We start from the raw sequence: 16,202 nt of genomic DNA, 5'->3' as shown, positions 1-16,202 counted from the left end.
AAAGTCGGCGCATGCCGGCTTTTTTATTTTGGAGAAAATGATGAATTTACTCATGTGCCCAGTCTGTCGCCAGCAGTTGAGCTTAAATGAAAGAACATGGCGATGTGAGAATCATCATAGTTACGATGTCGCTAAACAAGGCTATGTGAACCTGCATGTGGTTCAGCATAAGCACAGCAAAAACCCGGGAGATACGCCTGAGTCTGTGCAGGCACGTCGTGCATTTCTCAGCGCAGGTTATTATGCGCCTTTGCAACAGGCTGTCGTGGAAAAGATTCGCGAGTTGCGGATTGAGAATCTTTTAGATATTGGTTGTGGCGAAGGCTATTACACCAATGCCATGCAGGCCGAAGTGCTGCAATGCGTTGGGGTCGATATTGCCAAGAATGCGGTTCAGGTCGCAGCCAAGCTGAATAAAGAGGTGACTTGGGTCGTAGGAACTGGAGCGACTTTACCAGTATTAGATGAGTCGATTGATCTGTGTACCAGCTTATTTAGTCCAATTCCCAAACAGGAAATCCTGCGAGTCCTAAAACCAAAATCTTATTTGATGGTGGTGACACCGGCCCCACAACATTTATATGCTATGCGTGAGGCTTTATTTGAAGAAGTGAAACCACACGAGCCGCAGAAGTTTGTTGAGCAGTTACAAGATGAATTTAATCTGGTTAGTGAGCAGGTGATTGGTGCGCCAATGGTTTTGCCACAGGCTGATTTAAAAAACCTGATTGCCATGACACCCTATGCTTATAAGGCCAAGCCGGAACACCGTTTAGCACTCGAACAGCAGGATCAGTTTGAATTGCTGGCGCAATATCAGATTTATCTGTTCCAAAAGAAATAAAAAATGCATATAAAAAAGCCCTCAACTGAGGGCTTTTTTATATCTTCAGATTACTGGACTTCTTCGATCAGATTTTCCAGTGAGTCTACCCGGTTTGGCTGAAGAGGCTGTTCTTGAGGTGCAGAACCTTCATCATCTGGTAAACGAATCGGTTGATCCGGTAAATCCTCAAAGTCAGTTTCTGTACGTTTCGGGACGACCACAGGTGCAGGACGGTAAAGCGCTGTCGCCAGAGGCGGAGAAGACGGATCATTCTGTGCTTCATCAGCCTGAACCCCCTTGTTGCGATTTACCGGTGCCTTGGCATTGCGGTCTAAACGTACCCATGCTTCCGGCTGGCCTTTTAATGCCTTGCCCATAAAATCGGTCCAGATCGGTAAAGCTGCTACACCACCATATTCACGGCGACCTAAGGTGGTCGGCTGGTCAAAGCCTACCCAGGTGACAGTGACCAGCTTGCCATTGAAGCCAGCAAACCAAGCATCTTTGGCATCATTAGTGGTACCGGTCTTCCCACCGATATCGCTGCGACCAATTCTTAATGCGGCACGGCCAGTACCATGTTGAATCACGTCACGCAAAATATTGGCCATGTCATAGGCAGAGCTAGATTTTAAAATACGCTGTGCCTGACGATAATTACTGTCTTCGGCAGAGACTTTAGGTGCAGCCTGTTTTTGCTCTAAAGTTGTATTGTTGATTGCAATTGCTTCGTCATCTGCGGTAATAGGGTCAGTGGTTTGAACTGTTTCTTCTTTTTCATTAATACATGAAATGCAGGCATATTCAGGCTTGGCTTCAAAGATGGTATTGCCATAGGCATCTTCAATACGGGTAATAAAGTGCGGCTGAATTCGGTAACCGCCATTGGCAAAGGTGGCATAGCCAGTCGCCATCTGAATCGGGAGAACCTGCGGGGTACCTAAGGCAATGGTATAGTTACGAGGAATCTGGCTGTCCTGTAAACCAAAATCCATAAATAACTGACGTGTACGTTCAATCCCGACGGCCTGTAATAAGCGCACTGAGACTGTATTACGTGACAGATAAAGTGCACGACGTAGCGGAATCATACCCAGATAACGGCCATCCGAGTTACGTGGCGTCCATTTGCCAATGGTAATGGGTACATCATTGACCATGGTATGTGGTGTCATGCCACGTTCTAAAGCCAGCGCATAAACAAAAGGCTTAATAGTAGAACCGGGTTGACGCCAACCTTGGGTTGCACGGTTAAATTTCGACTGATAAAAGTTATATCCCCCGACAATGGCTTCAATCGCACCATTATTTGGGTTGATAGCAATCAATTGTCCTTGCACATTGGGGATCTGCACCAATGACCAAGAGGTTTTATTTTCATTGGGTCTTAAGCGAACAATATCTTTGACTTTGACAATTTCGGACGCTTTGCTCGGTGCGCCACCTACACTGTTGACGTTACGAAAGCGACGCGCCCAGGACATACCTGACCAAGGAACAGTTACGCTACTTCCGTCCTGCATGAGTGCTTCAAAGCTGGAAGTGCCCACCTTGGTTACTTGCGCGGGATAGGTGTTAGCATAAGCACGGAACTTGTCGAGAGGTTGATCATGTGCTTCAGCACCACGCCAGCCATGTCGACGGTCATAAGCCTCTAAGCCTTCTTGTACCGCTTGCTCCGCATAGGCCTGACGTTCACTATGAATAGTGGTATAGACTTTATAGCCGGAATCTACCGCCTGTTCACCAAAGTTTTGTACCAGTTCAGAACGTACCATTTCACCGACATACGGGAATTTGTTTCGGGTACTCCGGTCGGGCATATCCAGATTAATCGGTTCAGCAATAGCTTGCTGATATTGGCTCTGATTTAGATAGCCCAGTTGCAGCATACGCCCCAAAATCCAGTTACGACGTTCTAAGGCACGCTTGGGATTGGCGACCGGATTGTATCGAGACGGTGCTTTAGGCAGGCCAGAGATCATGGCCATTTGTGCAATTGAAAGCTCTTCTAAACTCTTGTTATAGTAAATTTTAGCTGCTGCTGCGATGCCGTAAGCATTTTTTCCCAAGAAAATTTTATTGACATACAAGGTCAGAATTTCTTCTTTACTTAAGTTTTGCTCAATTTTACGGGCCAGAAAAATTTCCGTCAGTTTGCGCTTCAGCGTCCGTTCAGGACTAAGGTAATAGTTTTTTGCCACTTGCATGGTAATGGTCGAACCACCGGTCTGTACATCCGATCCGGTCACCGTCTCACTGAGTGCGCGTCCCAAGCTTTTAAAGCTGATTCCGCTATGCTCAAAAAAGCTGGAATCTTCGGCTGCGAGGAAAGCATGAATAAACTCGGGTGGAATTTGTTCATATTTCACGGGAACAGAAAGCTTGCCTCCATATTCGGCAATTAATTCATTATCTGAACTAAATACTTGTAAAGGCTTTAATAAAGGGGCCTTTTTAAGCGTAGACATTTCAGGCAAAGATGGGGCAATATAGAGATACATGCCATAGAAACCCATCGGAATTGAGATCAGTATAATGATAATGATCAAAAAAAATGGATGAACAAGGCCTGAACAAGATAGCTTTTTCATAACAAGTAAGTTTTAATAAGAGCTAATGGCGAACTAATTACCGGTCAGTATATCCTGTCGATATCCATATTGTTAGATGAGTTATTGTATCTATATAAAATTATAGACTGGACCAATTGGTAAGTTAGATTGAATTGGGGACAAAAAAATAATAGGAAGTGTATTGTGCGCAGGTTATATCGTAAACCAAATAAGGGGTTAATAGGAGTCGATATTAGTTCGACTTCTGTTAAGGTTTTAGAACTTTCTGTAAAAAGTGGCCGTTACTGGGTAGAGAGCTATGCTTTGATCCCATTATCGGAAAACAGTGTTGTTGAAAAAAACATCTTAAACCCAGAAGCTGTCGCTGATGCCCTTGGGCGTGCAATTAATTTGGGTAATACCCAGTCGAATCAGGCCGCTTTTGCGATTCCAACTTCAATGGTCATCACCAAAATCATTGAGATGGATGCAGACATGTCGGATGATGAACGTGAAGTTCAGATTCGTGAAGATGCGGAACAATATATTCCTTTTCCACTCGATGAAGCGAGTCTGGACTTTGAAGTTCTGCCAGACCGCCTTTCCAATCCGAACCGGGTCAATGTGCTGCTGGTCGCGACACGGATCGAAAATGTCGAAGCACGTTCTGAAGTTTTAGAGATTAGCAGTCTAACGCCTAAGATTGCAGATGTAGAAAGTTTTGCGCTGGAAAATGCCTTTAAGGTATTTTCGGACACTTTGCCGATGGGGGTCAATACGGTTGGTATCTTAGACATTGGTCATAGTATGACGACCTTGTCGGTGATGCAGAACAACAAGATTATTTATACTCGTGAGCAGGTGTTTGGCGGTAAGCAATTAACTCAGGAAATTCAGAATCGTTATGGATTATCCTTTGAAGAAGCTGGACGTGCTAAAAAAACCCGTGCCTTGCCTGATGATTATGATATTGAAGTCCTAGAACCCTTCTTGGATGCCGTGGTACAACAGGCAGCCCGTTCATTACAATTCTTCTTTTCATCTTCTCAGTTTAATGAGATTGACCATATTTTACTGGCCGGCGGGAATGCCAATATTCCAGGTCTGGCAAAATTATTACAACAAAAACTCGGTTACCGTGTCACGATCGCGAATCCATTTTTGCAAATGGGCTTTTCTCCTCAAATTGATATTAAAAAAATTGAAAATGACGCGTCATCACTCATGGTTGCATGCGGTTTGGCATTAAGGAGTTTTGATTAATGGCAAGAATTAACTTACTTCCTTGGCGTGATGAGCTAAGAATTAAAAGAAATAATGAATTTGTGGCAATCTGCGTGGGGGCGCTTTTCTTGGGATTAGCGGCAGCAGGTTCAACCTGGTTTTATTATGATCACAAACTTCAGGATCAGGAGCAGGCCAATCAGCTGATTCAAAGTACCAACCAGAATCTGGATGTGCAGTTAAAGGCGCTTGAAGGTTTGCAAGAGCAGCGTAATGCGATTGTTGAACGGATGAAACTGATTCAGGGTCTACAAACTCAGCGTCCGATTGCGGTACATTTGATTGATGAAATTGTACGGGTGACCCCAAGCAATATGTATATCACCAAATTCCAGCGTATCGGCGATAAGTTTACCATTGAAGGTCGGGCTGAGAGTCCAAATACAGTAGCAGAACTGCTCCGTAATCTGGAGGCTTCATCTTGGTATCGAAATGCCTTTATGAATGCCTTTCTGGTGGCTGAAGAAGCCAAAGAAAAGGCACCGAGCTCGATTATTCCACGTGTGGAAGAATCTTATGGCAGTTTTACCGTGACGGTCGATCTGGATCAGATCGCTCAGCCAGTCCTTAACGAAGAACAACAAGCAGTCACTACAACTACGGGGGCATCATCATGAGTAATGAGGAATTCGATGAGTTCAGCCAGGATGTCGTCGCTGTACCCAAAAATAAAATGACTGTTGAAAAGTTTTTTCAGCAATTCAATACATTGGATCCAAGCAATTATGGTAGTTGGCCTTTATCAGTCAAAATTACCTGCTGGATTTTTATTGTTGCACTGGCCTTTGCAGTGATTTACTTTGTCATGATCAGAAGTACAATTGAATCGATTTCACAAGCCAGTGCCCAGGAACAAAACCTGCTGAATGAATTCCGTGAAAAAGAATCCAAATTACGCAACTTACAACAATATCAAATCCAGCTTCAGGAAATGGAAGCTCGTTTTAATCAGCAGTTAGAACAGTTACCGAAAGAAACTGAGATTCCGGGTCTGGTTGAAGATATTAACCTGAGCGGTGTGAATTCAGGCCTGAAGTTTAAAAATATCCGTCTGGAACCGGAAATTAAACAAGAATTCTTTATTGAACAGCCGATTGCAATTGAAGCCACTGGGGATTATCACGCTTTTGGTTCTTTTGTCAGCAGTATTGCCGGCTTGTCGCGTATTGTCACACTGCATGATTTCACCATTACCGGTACTGAAAACAAAGAGAAAAAATCTGAAATTCCGGTCATTGATTATGTGGTGAAAGCCAAAACTTATCGTTATGTCGGTAATGCGGAAAGCGCTGCAGCTAATAGCACTACTCAGGGGGCGCAGTAATGAAGAACATTAAGATTACTTCGGCTTTAACACTTGGGTTTTTATTATTGGGATGCGATTCACGCATTGATGCTGTCAATCAGGAAATGGCCAATATTCGTAATCAGCCGCCTTTGCCGATTGAACCGGCTCCTGATTTTATGCCAGTTGAAACCTTCAGCTATGCAGCACATCAGATTAAAAGTCCTTTTTTACCAAGCTCTCTGGCGGCTGAACTGAAAATTATGGCGGGGAAACGGGTTTATCCAAACCTATCACGTCAACTGCAACCGCTAGAAAGTTATCCGCTCGAAACGTTGACCATGAAAGGCAGTATGCGCAATCAGGCAGGACAGATTCTGGCTTTAATCCAGACGCCTGATGGTGAGGTTGAGCGGATCCAACGTGGTAGCTATATGGGACTTAATCATGGTCGTGTGGTTGGAATTACACCAACACAGATCGATTTGATTGAGATTATTCCAGATGGCCGTGAAGGATATGTGGAACGTCCGCGAAGTCTGGTTCTTATCGGGCCGACGCCATGAGTTTTAAAGGAATAACAATGAATAAGAGTATTAAAGAATTTATTTTTGGGGATGTTAATACAATGAATCGTGTGTTTCGTCAGTTTTCCATGGGTGCTGTTGCGATTGCAGTGATGCAAGCGGCTAGTGCACAGGTTTCAATGACCAATGTAGTACCCATGCAGCTTCCTGGACAAGGAACTGAGATTCGGGTGATGTTCAATGGTTTGCCACCACAACCACAGGCCTACCAATTAGAATCACCGTCACGTTTGATTCTGGACTTTGACAAGGCACAACAGAATTTAAAACAAAGCAACATTCCGGTCGCAACGCGTGAAGCCAGTTCAGTGGAGGTCACTTCGGATGCACAGCGTGCCCGTTTGACGGTTAATCTGACAGATGCAGGTGCCTTTACGACTCGCGTGGAAGGCAATACTTTTATTCTTAAAATTAACTCTGCAACTCCTGTAGCCATAGCTCAACCTGTGCAGCAACAGTCAGCTCAGGGTATTAGCAATATTGGTTTCCAGCGCGGTACGCAAGGTGAAGGCCAGGTCGTTATTGATCTATTAGGAAATAATACTCCTGTTGATGTACAGCAGCAGGGTACCAAGGTTATTGTGCGCACTTTAGGTTCCAAGATTCCGGCTCATTTGACCCGCCGTCTTAATGTGACAGATTTCGCGACTCCGGTATCAAGTGTGGATGCTGTGAATCAAAATGGTTCAGGAGTCATTACGATTCAGTCTGCGGAAAGTTATGAATATATGGCTTACCAAACAGATAATAAGCTGACCATCAGCTTGAAACGTCCGGAAGCCAAGAGTCCATTGCGTCCTAAAACTGTCGCTTATAGCGGTAAGAAAATTTCGCTAGATTTCCAAGATATTGAAGTGCGCCGCGTGTTGCAGTTATTGGCAGATTTTACCGATATCAATATGGTGGCTGCAGATAGTGTGCAAGGTAATATTACCTTGCGCTTGAAAGAGGTACCTTGGGATCAGGCGCTGGATATTGTGCTGAAAACCAAAAACCTGGATAAACGCCGTAATGGCAATGTGATCTGGATCGCACCAGTTGCAGAGCTGATTAAGGCTGAGGAGGAAGAAGCTAAGGCTATTAAGCAGAGTGTTGCACTTGCCCCTATCCAAACTGAATATATGCAGCTGAGTTATGCCAAAGCTGCTGATATCGAAAAACTGATTACGCAGAATAAAGGCGCATCTAGTTCAGGTAGTTCGAGTAACACTACAAATAATGATGAGAGAGAAAGCTTATTGAGTTCACGTGGCTCTGTGTCTATTGATGCACGAACCAATACTATTATTGTGAATGATACCCAGCCTTTTATTGATAAAATCCGTAATATGGTAGACTTACTGGATGTACAGGTAAAGCAGGTAATGGTTGAAGCACGTATTGTGCGAGCTACCACGGACTTCACCAAAGAAATGGGAGTGAAGTGGGGGATTCTGTCTCAAGGAATTACCAACAATAATAATCTTCTGGTCGGTGGTAGTGACACGACGTTATGGGATCTTAGAGAGCCAGAACTAGATAGTGAAACAGGTCGCTGGACCTACGATATTCAAAGACCAGATAACTTAAATGTGGATTTGGGGGTAACCAGTCCAGGTGCCAGTCGTATTGCCTTTGGTTTGATCAGCCTTTCTGATTTTATGCTGGATCTTGAGCTTTCTGCACTTCAGGCAGATGGCTATGGTGAGGTGATTTCTACCCCTAAAGTACTGACTGCAGACAAGCAGAAAGCAACTGTTGCCTCTGGTTCTCAAATTCCGTATCAGTCAGCAGAGGGTGGTGGTGCGAATGCAGTATCTACTACGGAATTTATTGATGCTACGCTAAGTCTGGATGTCACACCAAGCATTACGCCAGATGGCAAAGTACAGATGGAACTCAATATTACCAGTGACTCACCGGGTAACCCGACACCGACTGGACAGCTCACTATTAACAAAAACCAGATCACTACCAATGTCTTGGTGGACAATGGCGAAACCGTGGTTCTAGGCGGTATTTTTGAGCAAGAAACCCGTAATGCACAAACTAAGGTACCTTTCCTGGGGGATATTCCTTATGTAGGACGTTTATTCCGTAAAGATTTAAAGTCGGATAATAAACGTGAGCTACTGATTTTCGTTACACCTCGAATTGTTAATGACAGTGTTTCAAGAAATCATTAATATATTTTGAATTTAACAAAACGAATAGGTGACTCCTTGCCAAGCAAAGAGTTTGAAACCCTGCCAAATATTTATTTGGTAGGGCCGATGGGGGCCGGTAAAACAACAGTAGGACGACATCTCGCAGAATTGTTAGGGCGTGAATTTCTAGACAGTGATCATGAAATTGAACGTAAAACAGGCGCGACCATTCCCTGGATTTTTGAAAAAGAAGGGGAGCAGGGTTTCCGTGACCGTGAAACTGCTGTCATTAATGACCTTACCTCACGTCCCCATCTGGTTTTAGCCACTGGTGGTGGGGCCATTACTCAGACCTTAAATCGGGATTATCTGAAACAGCGCGGAATTGTTGTCTATCTCTATACGCCGGTTGAAATTCAACTGCAACGTACCTATCGCGATAAAAACCGTCCCCTCCTCCAAGTCGAAAATCCGGAACAAAAGTTACGTGATTTATTGGCGGTCCGCGATCCCTTGTATCGTGAAGTAGCGCATCATATTATTGAGACCAATCAGGGTGCTGCGCGTGATCTGGCGCAGCGGATTCTCAATCTCATTACTTCCAAAAACTAAGTTCATTGAATAAAGTGGTTAATCAAGCATGCAAACCTTATATGTAGAACTCGGAGAACGTCGTTACCCTATTTTTATCGGGAGCGATCTGGATCCACAGGCCTTATTGGCACCCTATATTCATGGCAAGCAAGTGATGATTGTGAGCAATACTACGATTGCACCACTTTATTTGCAGCGTTATCAAACGGCGATTGAGGCTCTGGACAAACGTGTTGCGGCCTGTATTCTGCCTGATGGTGAAAAATATAAAGATAGCCAGCATCTGAACCTGATTTTTGATGCACTGCTTGAAGCTGGGTTTAACCGGGACTGTACTGTACTGGCATTAGGTGGTGGTGTGATTGGAGATATGGCTGGCTTTGCCTCGGCCTGTTTCCAGCGCGGTGTGTACTTTATCCAAGTGCCGACGACCTTGCTTTCGCAAGTAGATTCAAGTGTCGGTGGTAAAACCGGGATTAATCATCCATTGGGTAAAAACATGATTGGTGCTTTCCAGCAACCTCAAGTGGTACTGGCGGATATGTCGCAGCTTTCTACTTTGCCTGATCGAGAGCTTTCAGCAGGTTTAGCTGAAGTGATTAAATATGCGCTGCTAGGCGATGAGTCATTTCTGGTCTGGCTTGAAGAAAAGATGGATGCTCTGGTCGCTCGTGATGAGAAATTATTGGCTGAAGCCGTTTATCGTTCCTGTGCGCATAAGGCACGGATCGTAGCCAATGATGAGAAAGAGCAAGGGGAACGTGCTTTACTTAATTTAGGTCATACCTTTGGTCATGCGATTGAATCCTACATGGGGTATGGTGTCTGGCTACATGGCGAGGCTGTTGCCACCGGTATGGTGATGGCTGCGGATCTGTCACAGCGTATGGGTTGGATTTCTCAAGAAGATTTAGAACGTACAAAAAAAATCATTTCTCGTGCCAAACTTCCTGTGGTTTGTCCTAAAATCCCTCTGGATGATTTTCTGGCCTATATGGCCCATGACAAAAAAGTCTTAAATGGACAATTGCGTCTGGTGTTATTAAAGCAATTAGGCGAAGCAGTGATTACCCGAGACTTTGATCTCGAGTTAATGAAACAGGCAATTTTAGCCAGTCAGGCATAGGTTTAGTTTTATGGTAGCATTACATACTCCTTGGCAAAAGATTCAGCATTATTTCTGGCTGGTCTGTGGTGTATGCTGCCTATTTGCTGCCTTAGTTTTTTGGGCGGTGACTGATTCAGATGATGTCGTCGAAATTGAAAAAAAGCCTGAAACTGAAGTTCAGTTGCAGATTCAACCAGAAAAAGTCGCCACAATGACCCATCTTGGTGCACTTTTTCAGGAAGTGAAACCACTGGACCTAAATACGCGTACCGTCGTGAATGCCAGTCATGAGCCGGAATTCCGCGGTACCAAGTTTGTTAATGAAGCGAAAAACCAGCATGCAATTGAATTGTTTCGCGTGACCAATGAAGCAATATTAAAAAGTTTCCTTAAGAAACAGTTCGATCGTAAACCTTTTATTTATTTAAGAATCTCGGGTGAAAATCAGCCAGAACAATATGTATTGTTATATGGTCAATATAAGACGGCGGCGCAAGCTAATCAGGCACTCTCTACACTGAAGTTAAATTTACCGGCCTCAGTCAAGCCTGAAGTTGTAGCAATGCAGCAATATGTCAGTCTGGTCAATAATCTGGGTTCAGAGGAATTGGCCAGTAATCAAAAGCTTTACGAAATTCGTTTGAAAAATGTGCCTTTGCCGAAAGTAGATGAATCGGTACAACTTAGACAGCAGCAAACCCAAACTGAGTCCAAGCCGCGTAGCTCTGATGCTGCGACTACCAGTACCACTATTGTGCGACGTGATTCATCGGGAAATGTAGTTGATGTGCAGAAATCTGAAAGTGCTGTAGAAAGTATACCTCAACCACAAAATAACAATAATCGACCTGCTCAGGGCAGTAATCCGCGTCCTCAAAATAACGAGATTAGTGATCCATTTAATTAGTCCGGTCTAAAATAGCGCATCCAAAAAATTACAGAATTAAAAATGAGCGCTTTTGGTGCAAAAAATGCACATTAAAATTAACCCTTAGAGTGCTGTTCTGCGCTAAATCTTTGTCATCTGTATTGTTTTAATTTATGCGCTGTTTGTTGGCATGGAATTTGCTTTATTGGTGCATGAATTGAATTAATCTCCCTGTTTTAGCGCGAAAAATGATTCGATGACACTGTATGAATGTCATATTTATTCCAGATTTTTATGTTATTCATGAGCAGAATAAACTTTATTTGTTATGCATTTAGTCTAAAAAAGGACTAATCTGAAGAAATAAAGAAAAATGCTTTTGCTCTACCAAGACGGTCTTCGAAAGTCCATTAGACGCCAGCGCAGAGAAAAATTTAGATTGTTTAATAGCCTGTTGAGGCTTAGTGAAAGAAGGGTACGCTATGCACATGCCATCGCCTAACAATGTAGCTCCCGCTCAAGGTTTATACCAACCGGATGAGTTTAAAGATAACTGTGGTTTCGGTTTGATCGCCCATATGCAGGGTGATGCTAGCCATGATCTCGTCAAGACCGCGATTCATAGTTTGAGTTGTATGACCCATCGTGGTGGTATTGCCGCGGATGGCAAAACCGGGGATGGTTGTGGTTTGCTCTTGGCGATGCCGAAAAAATTCTTCCGTGAAGAAGCAAAACGCTTAAGCGATACCACCTTAAGTGAAGTGTTTGCTGTGGGTTCGGTGTTTCTAAATCTTGATCCTGCGCTTGCTGCTCATGCCAAACAGGTCTTAAACAAAGAGATTGAAGCTGAAGGTTTAATCGTTCTGGCTTGGCGTGTAATTCCGACCAATGTCGATGCACTGGGTGAAATTGCATTGCAATCGATGCCGGCATTTGAACAGATTATTGTTAACTGTCCAATGGGGGTGACTGAGGTTGAATTTAACCGTAAGTTATTCCTGGCACGCCGTCGTGCAGAACAACTGTTGGTGAATGATACGTCTTTCTATGTCACTACCTTATGTTCAACGGTGATCAGCTATAAAGGCTTGATGATGCCGGAAGCGATTGCAGATTTTTATACAGATCTGGCTGATCCACGTTTGGAATCGCATATCGTGGTCTTCCATCAGCGCTTCTCGACCAATACCTTGCCTCGCTGGCCTTTGGCACAACCGTTCCGTTACCTGGCGCACAATGGTGAAATCAATACCATTACTGCGAATCGTAACTGGGCCATGGCGCGTGTGCCGAAATTTGAAAATCCATTATTGCCAGGTTTAACTGAACTGAATCCAATTGTGAACCGTACCGGTTCAGATTCTTCAAGCCTGGACAACATGCTGGAGATTCTGGTGGGTGGCGGCATGGATCTGTTCCGTGCACTCCGTATGCTGGTTCCGCCTGCTTGGCAAAATGTGGAAACCTTAGATGCTGATCTGCGTGCTTTCTATGAATTCAACTCAAAACATATGGAAGCTTGGGATGGCCCGGCTGGTCTGGTGATTCAGGATGGCCGACATGCGATCTGTATGCTGGATCGTAACGGTCTGCGTCCTGCGCGTTGGGTCATCACCAAGAATGGTTATATCACGCTGGCTTCTGAAATTGGTGTCTGGGGTTATCAACCTGAAGATGTGATTTCTAAAGGCCGTGTCGGTCCTGGCCAAATGCTGGTCATTGATACGCAAACCGGTAAGGTGCTGGATACTCAAGATGTCAATAATCATCTGAAACGTATGCGTCCATACCGTGAATGGTTACGTGAAAATTCTGTGCGTTTGCAAGGTAGTCCAGAGCTGGAAGAATATTTATGTGATCAAGGCTTAAAAGGCGATGGCCTGAAAGCGGCACAAAAAATGTTCATGGTGACCTTTGAAGAGCGTGACCAGTTGTTGCGTCCGATTGCTGAAAGCGGTCAGGAAGCTGTAGGCTCAATGGGTGATGATACTCCAATGGCAGTATTGTCACGTCAGGTGCGCCATGTGTCGGATTATTTCCGGCAGCAGTTTGCACAGGTGACCAACCCGCCAATCGATCCGTTACGTGAATCGATTGTGATGTCACTGGAAACCTGTTTAGGTCGTGAACAAAATGTATTTGAACAGGGGCCTGAACATGCAGACCGCTTGATCATTTCCAGCCCTGTACTGTCTAATTCGAAAATGCATCAGATCCGTACCCTGGGTCGTGCCGGTTATGAAATTGCAGATATCGACCTGAACTATGCTGAAACCGAAGGTCTGGAAGCAGCGATTGCACGTATCTGTGAAGAATCTGCACAAGCCATTCGTGATGGCAAAACCCTACTGGTGCTTTCCGACAAGAAAATCCGTGAAGGTTACTTGCCTGCCAATGCTTTCATGATTACTGGTGCAGTGCATCATTACCTGATCAATACTGGTCTACGTACAGATGCCAACTTGATTATTGAAACCGGTTTTGCCCGTGATCCACATCAGTTCGCGGTGCTTCTTGGTTTTGGTGCGACAGCCATCTACCCGTACCTGGCTTATGACGTAATCAATGATCTGGTCGCGAAAGGCGAATTATTGGGTGATCCAATTTATGCACAAAACAATTTCCGTAAGGGGATTGAAAAAGGTCTACTGAAAGTTCTATCGAAAATGGGTATTTCTACGGTTGCCTCTTACCGTGGTGGTCAGCTGTTTGAAGCAGTGGGTTTATCCAATGAAGTAGTGGATAAATGCTTTATTGGTGTACCAAGCCGTATTCAGGGTGCTACTTTTGTCGACCTTGAAAATGATCAGAAACAGTTGGCGGATATTGCTTGGAAAAACCGTAAGCCAATTGATCAGGGCGGTTTGCTGAAGTTTGTCTTTGGCAAGGAATATCATGCCTTTAACCCAGACGTGATCAACTCGCTACATAAAGCAGTGCGTTCGGGTAATTATGCCGACTTTAAAGAATATGCTGAACTGGTGAACAAGCGTCCAATTGCGACGATTCGTGACCTGTTCAAGCTCAAAACAGATAACTCGATTCCAGTCGAACAAGTGGAATCTGTGGAAGATATCCTGCCTCGCTTTGACTCTGCGGGTATGTCTTTGGGTGCATTGTCGCCTGAAGCTCATGAAGCGATTGCGATTGCCATGAACACGATTGGTGGTCGCTCGAACTCAGGTGAGGGCGGTGAAGATCCAGCGCGTTACGGTACCATCCGTAACTCGAAAATCAAACAAATTGCATCGGGCCGTTTTGGTGTGACCCCTGCTTACTTAACGTCTGCAGAAGTCCTTCAAATTAAAGTCGCGCAAGGTGCAAAACCAGGTGAAGGTGGTCAGTTGCCGGGTGGTAAAGTAAATGGTCTCATTGCCCGTTTACGTTACTCTGTACCGGGTGTAACGCTGATTTCGCCACCTCCGCATCACGACATCTATTCAATTGAAGATTTATCACAGTTGATCTTTGATTTAAAACAGGTTAACCCACAGGCGATGGTGTCAGTTAAGCTGGTTTCTGAACCGGGTGTCGGTACGATTGCGGCGGGTGTAGCGAAAGCCTATGCCGATTTCATTACTATTTCTGGTTATGATGGCGGTACAGCGGCTTCTCCACTTTCTTCAATTCATCATGCAGGTTCACCGTGGGAGCTTGGTCTTTCTGAAGCGCATCAGGCCCTTCGTGTTAATGACCTGCGTGGTAAAGTTCGCGTACAGACAGATGGTGGTTTAAAAACCGGTCTGGATGTCGTAAAAGCAGCAATTCTGGGTGCAGAAAGCTTTGGCTTTGGTTCAACCCCAATGATCGCATTGGGTTGTAAATACCTGCGTATCTGCCACTTGAATAACTGTGCAACCGGTGTTGCGACTCAACAAGATCATTTACGTCAAGAGCATTATATTGGCGAGCCACAAATGCTGATTAACTTCTTCACTTTTATTGCTGAAGAAACCCGTGAATGGTTGGCGGCACTCGGTGTATCGAGTCTGAAAGACCTGATTGGCCGTACGGATCTGCTGGAAGTCTTGCCAGGTGAAACTGCAAAGCATGCACACCTTGATTTAAGCAAACTGCTAGAGTCGCATCCGGCAGCTGAAGGTAAAGCACAGTACTGTGAAGTTCAGGGCAATGCACCGTTTGATAAAGGTATTCTGGCAGAGAAAATGGTAGATGAGATTCTACCTGCCATCGAAGCAGGAACTGGCGGTGAATATAGCTTTACGATCGGTAACTGTGACCGTTCGATTGGTGCTCGTCTGTCTGGTGAAATTGCAAAACGCTATGGCAACCTGAGCATGGAAGCCCATCCGGTGAAAGTTCACCTGAATGGTACTGCAGGCCAGTCACTAGGTGTCTGGAATGCCGGTGGTCTGCATATCAGCCTAGAAGGCGATGCCAATGATTATGTCGGTAAAGGCATGGCTGGCGGTCGCATCTCGATCTTCCCGCCAAAAGGTTCACCATTCCAGACCCAAAATACCGCGATTATTGGGAACACCTGTTTATACGGTGCGACTGGCGGTAAGTTATATGCCGCGGGTACAGCGGGCGAGCGTTTCGCGGTGCGTAACTCGGGTGCATTTGCCGTGATTGAAGGTGCAGGTGATCACTGCTGTGAATATATGACCGGCGGTATTGTGACAGTGCTGGGTAAAGTCGGACATAACTTCGGTGCGGGTATGACTGGTGGTTTTGCTTATGTACTTGATCTGGATAATGACTTCGTTGATCATTATAACCACGAACTGATTGAGCTGAATCGTATTTCCACCGAAGCGATGGAAGAGCACAAAGCCTTCCTGGGTCGTATCCTGGATGAACATATTAAAGAAACGGGTAGTGCTTGGGCGTACAAGATCCGCCATGAGTTTGACTTCTACAGCCGCAAGTTCTGGTTGGTAAAACCAAAAGCAGCCAACTTGCAAACGCTGTTGAAAACCACTCAAGCTGATCCACAATAATTCCA

At 44.8% G+C, this 16,202-nt stretch carries 11 protein-coding genes; 10 read left to right on the top strand and 1 reads right to left on the bottom strand.

The features are described 5' to 3' along the window. The first annotated feature begins 40 nt into the window (after positions 1–40). Positions 41–844 (top strand): putative RNA methyltransferase, encoded by an 804-nt coding sequence (locus tag AC13CK_RS07440; protein WP_005265527.1) that lies wholly within the window; start codon positions 41–43, stop codon positions 842–844. A gap of 50 nt (positions 845–894) precedes the next feature. On the opposite strand, the gene ponA is transcribed toward AC13CK_RS07440, so the two are convergent. Then, positions 895–3,420 (bottom strand): penicillin-binding protein PBP1a, encoded by a 2,526-nt coding sequence (ponA, locus tag AC13CK_RS07435; RefSeq protein ID WP_425879380.1) that lies wholly within the window; start codon positions 3,418–3,420, stop codon positions 895–897. Between the two features lie 165 nt (positions 3,421–3,585). On the opposite strand from ponA, the gene AC13CK_RS07430 reads away from it, so the two are divergent. The 9 genes from AC13CK_RS07430 (at position 3,586) to gltB (ending at position 16,197) form a co-directional block, all read left to right on the top strand. Then, positions 3,586–4,644 carry a pilus assembly protein PilM gene (locus tag AC13CK_RS07430; protein ID WP_004644949.1) on the top strand — a complete coding sequence of 353 codons (1,059 nt, stop codon included), beginning with the start codon at positions 3,586–3,588 and terminating at the stop codon, positions 4,642–4,644. Further along, positions 4,644–5,282, top strand: a complete 639-nt coding sequence (locus AC13CK_RS07425; RefSeq protein ID WP_044109012.1) for a PilN domain-containing protein — start codon at positions 4,644–4,646, stop codon at positions 5,280–5,282. Before AC13CK_RS07430 ends, AC13CK_RS07425 begins: the two co-directional genes overlap by 1 nt. Next, complete coding sequence (locus AC13CK_RS07420) at positions 5,279–5,989, top strand: type IV pilus inner membrane component PilO (protein WP_425879383.1); 711 nt, start codon at positions 5,279–5,281, stop codon at positions 5,987–5,989. Before AC13CK_RS07425 ends, AC13CK_RS07420 begins: the two co-directional genes overlap by 4 nt. Then, complete coding sequence (locus AC13CK_RS07415) at positions 5,989–6,516, top strand: pilus assembly protein PilP (RefSeq protein ID WP_425879385.1); 528 nt, start codon at positions 5,989–5,991, stop codon at positions 6,514–6,516. Before AC13CK_RS07420 ends, AC13CK_RS07415 begins: the two co-directional genes overlap by 1 nt. A gap of 17 nt (positions 6,517–6,533) precedes the next feature. Further along, entirely contained in the window at positions 6,534–8,702 is a 2,169-nt protein-coding gene (locus tag AC13CK_RS07410) for a type IV pilus secretin PilQ (RefSeq protein ID WP_425879387.1), read from the top strand. Between the two features lie 36 nt (positions 8,703–8,738). Further along, a complete protein-coding gene (aroK, locus tag AC13CK_RS07405; RefSeq protein ID WP_005101380.1) occupies positions 8,739–9,275 on the top strand; it encodes a shikimate kinase AroK in 537 nt (178 codons plus the stop codon). A 28-nt stretch (positions 9,276–9,303) separates the two neighbouring features. After that, the gene (gene aroB / locus AC13CK_RS07400; RefSeq protein ID WP_425879389.1) at positions 9,304–10,383 is read left to right on the top strand and encodes a 3-dehydroquinate synthase; all 1,080 of its coding nucleotides are present in this window, start codon (positions 9,304–9,306) and stop codon (positions 10,381–10,383) included. 10 nt (positions 10,384–10,393) lie between these two features. Further along, complete coding sequence (locus AC13CK_RS07395; RefSeq protein WP_425879391.1) at positions 10,394–11,272, top strand: hypothetical protein; 879 nt, start codon at positions 10,394–10,396, stop codon at positions 11,270–11,272. A 449-nt stretch (positions 11,273–11,721) separates the two neighbouring features. After that, entirely contained in the window at positions 11,722–16,197 is a 4,476-nt protein-coding gene (gene gltB / locus AC13CK_RS07390) for a glutamate synthase large subunit (protein ID WP_425879393.1), read from the top strand. The last annotated feature ends 5 nt before the right edge of the window (positions 16,198–16,202 follow it).

The sequence above is a fragment of the Acinetobacter sp. L-24 genome, assembly GCF_056857555.1.
Note: the sequence above shows the minus strand (reverse complement) of the source record. Positions and strands in the feature narration are given on the sequence as shown.

Excerpts from the sequence above, each read along its gene's own strand:
- AC13CK_RS07410 (WP_425879387.1), top strand. The coding sequence starts at position 6,534 with ATGAATAAGAGTATTAAAGAATTTATTTTTGGGGATGTTAATACAATG.
- AC13CK_RS07440 (WP_005265527.1), top strand. The coding sequence starts at position 41 with ATGAATTTACTCATGTGCCCAGTCTGTCGCCAGCAGTTGAGCTTAAAT.
- AC13CK_RS07425 (WP_044109012.1), top strand. The coding sequence starts at position 4,644 with ATGGCAAGAATTAACTTACTTCCTTGGCGTGATGAGCTAAGAATTAAA.
- aroB (WP_425879389.1), top strand. The coding sequence starts at position 9,304 with ATGCAAACCTTATATGTAGAACTCGGAGAACGTCGTTACCCTATTTTT.
- ponA (WP_425879380.1), bottom strand. The coding sequence starts at position 3,420 with ATGAAAAAGCTATCTTGTTCAGGCCTTGTTCATCCATTTTTTTTGATC.
- AC13CK_RS07420 (WP_425879383.1), top strand. The coding sequence starts at position 5,279 with ATGAGTAATGAGGAATTCGATGAGTTCAGCCAGGATGTCGTCGCTGTA.
- AC13CK_RS07395 (WP_425879391.1), top strand. The coding sequence starts at position 10,394 with ATGGTAGCATTACATACTCCTTGGCAAAAGATTCAGCATTATTTCTGG.
- gltB (WP_425879393.1), top strand. The coding sequence starts at position 11,722 with ATGCCATCGCCTAACAATGTAGCTCCCGCTCAAGGTTTATACCAACCG.
- AC13CK_RS07415 (WP_425879385.1), top strand. The coding sequence starts at position 5,989 with ATGAAGAACATTAAGATTACTTCGGCTTTAACACTTGGGTTTTTATTA.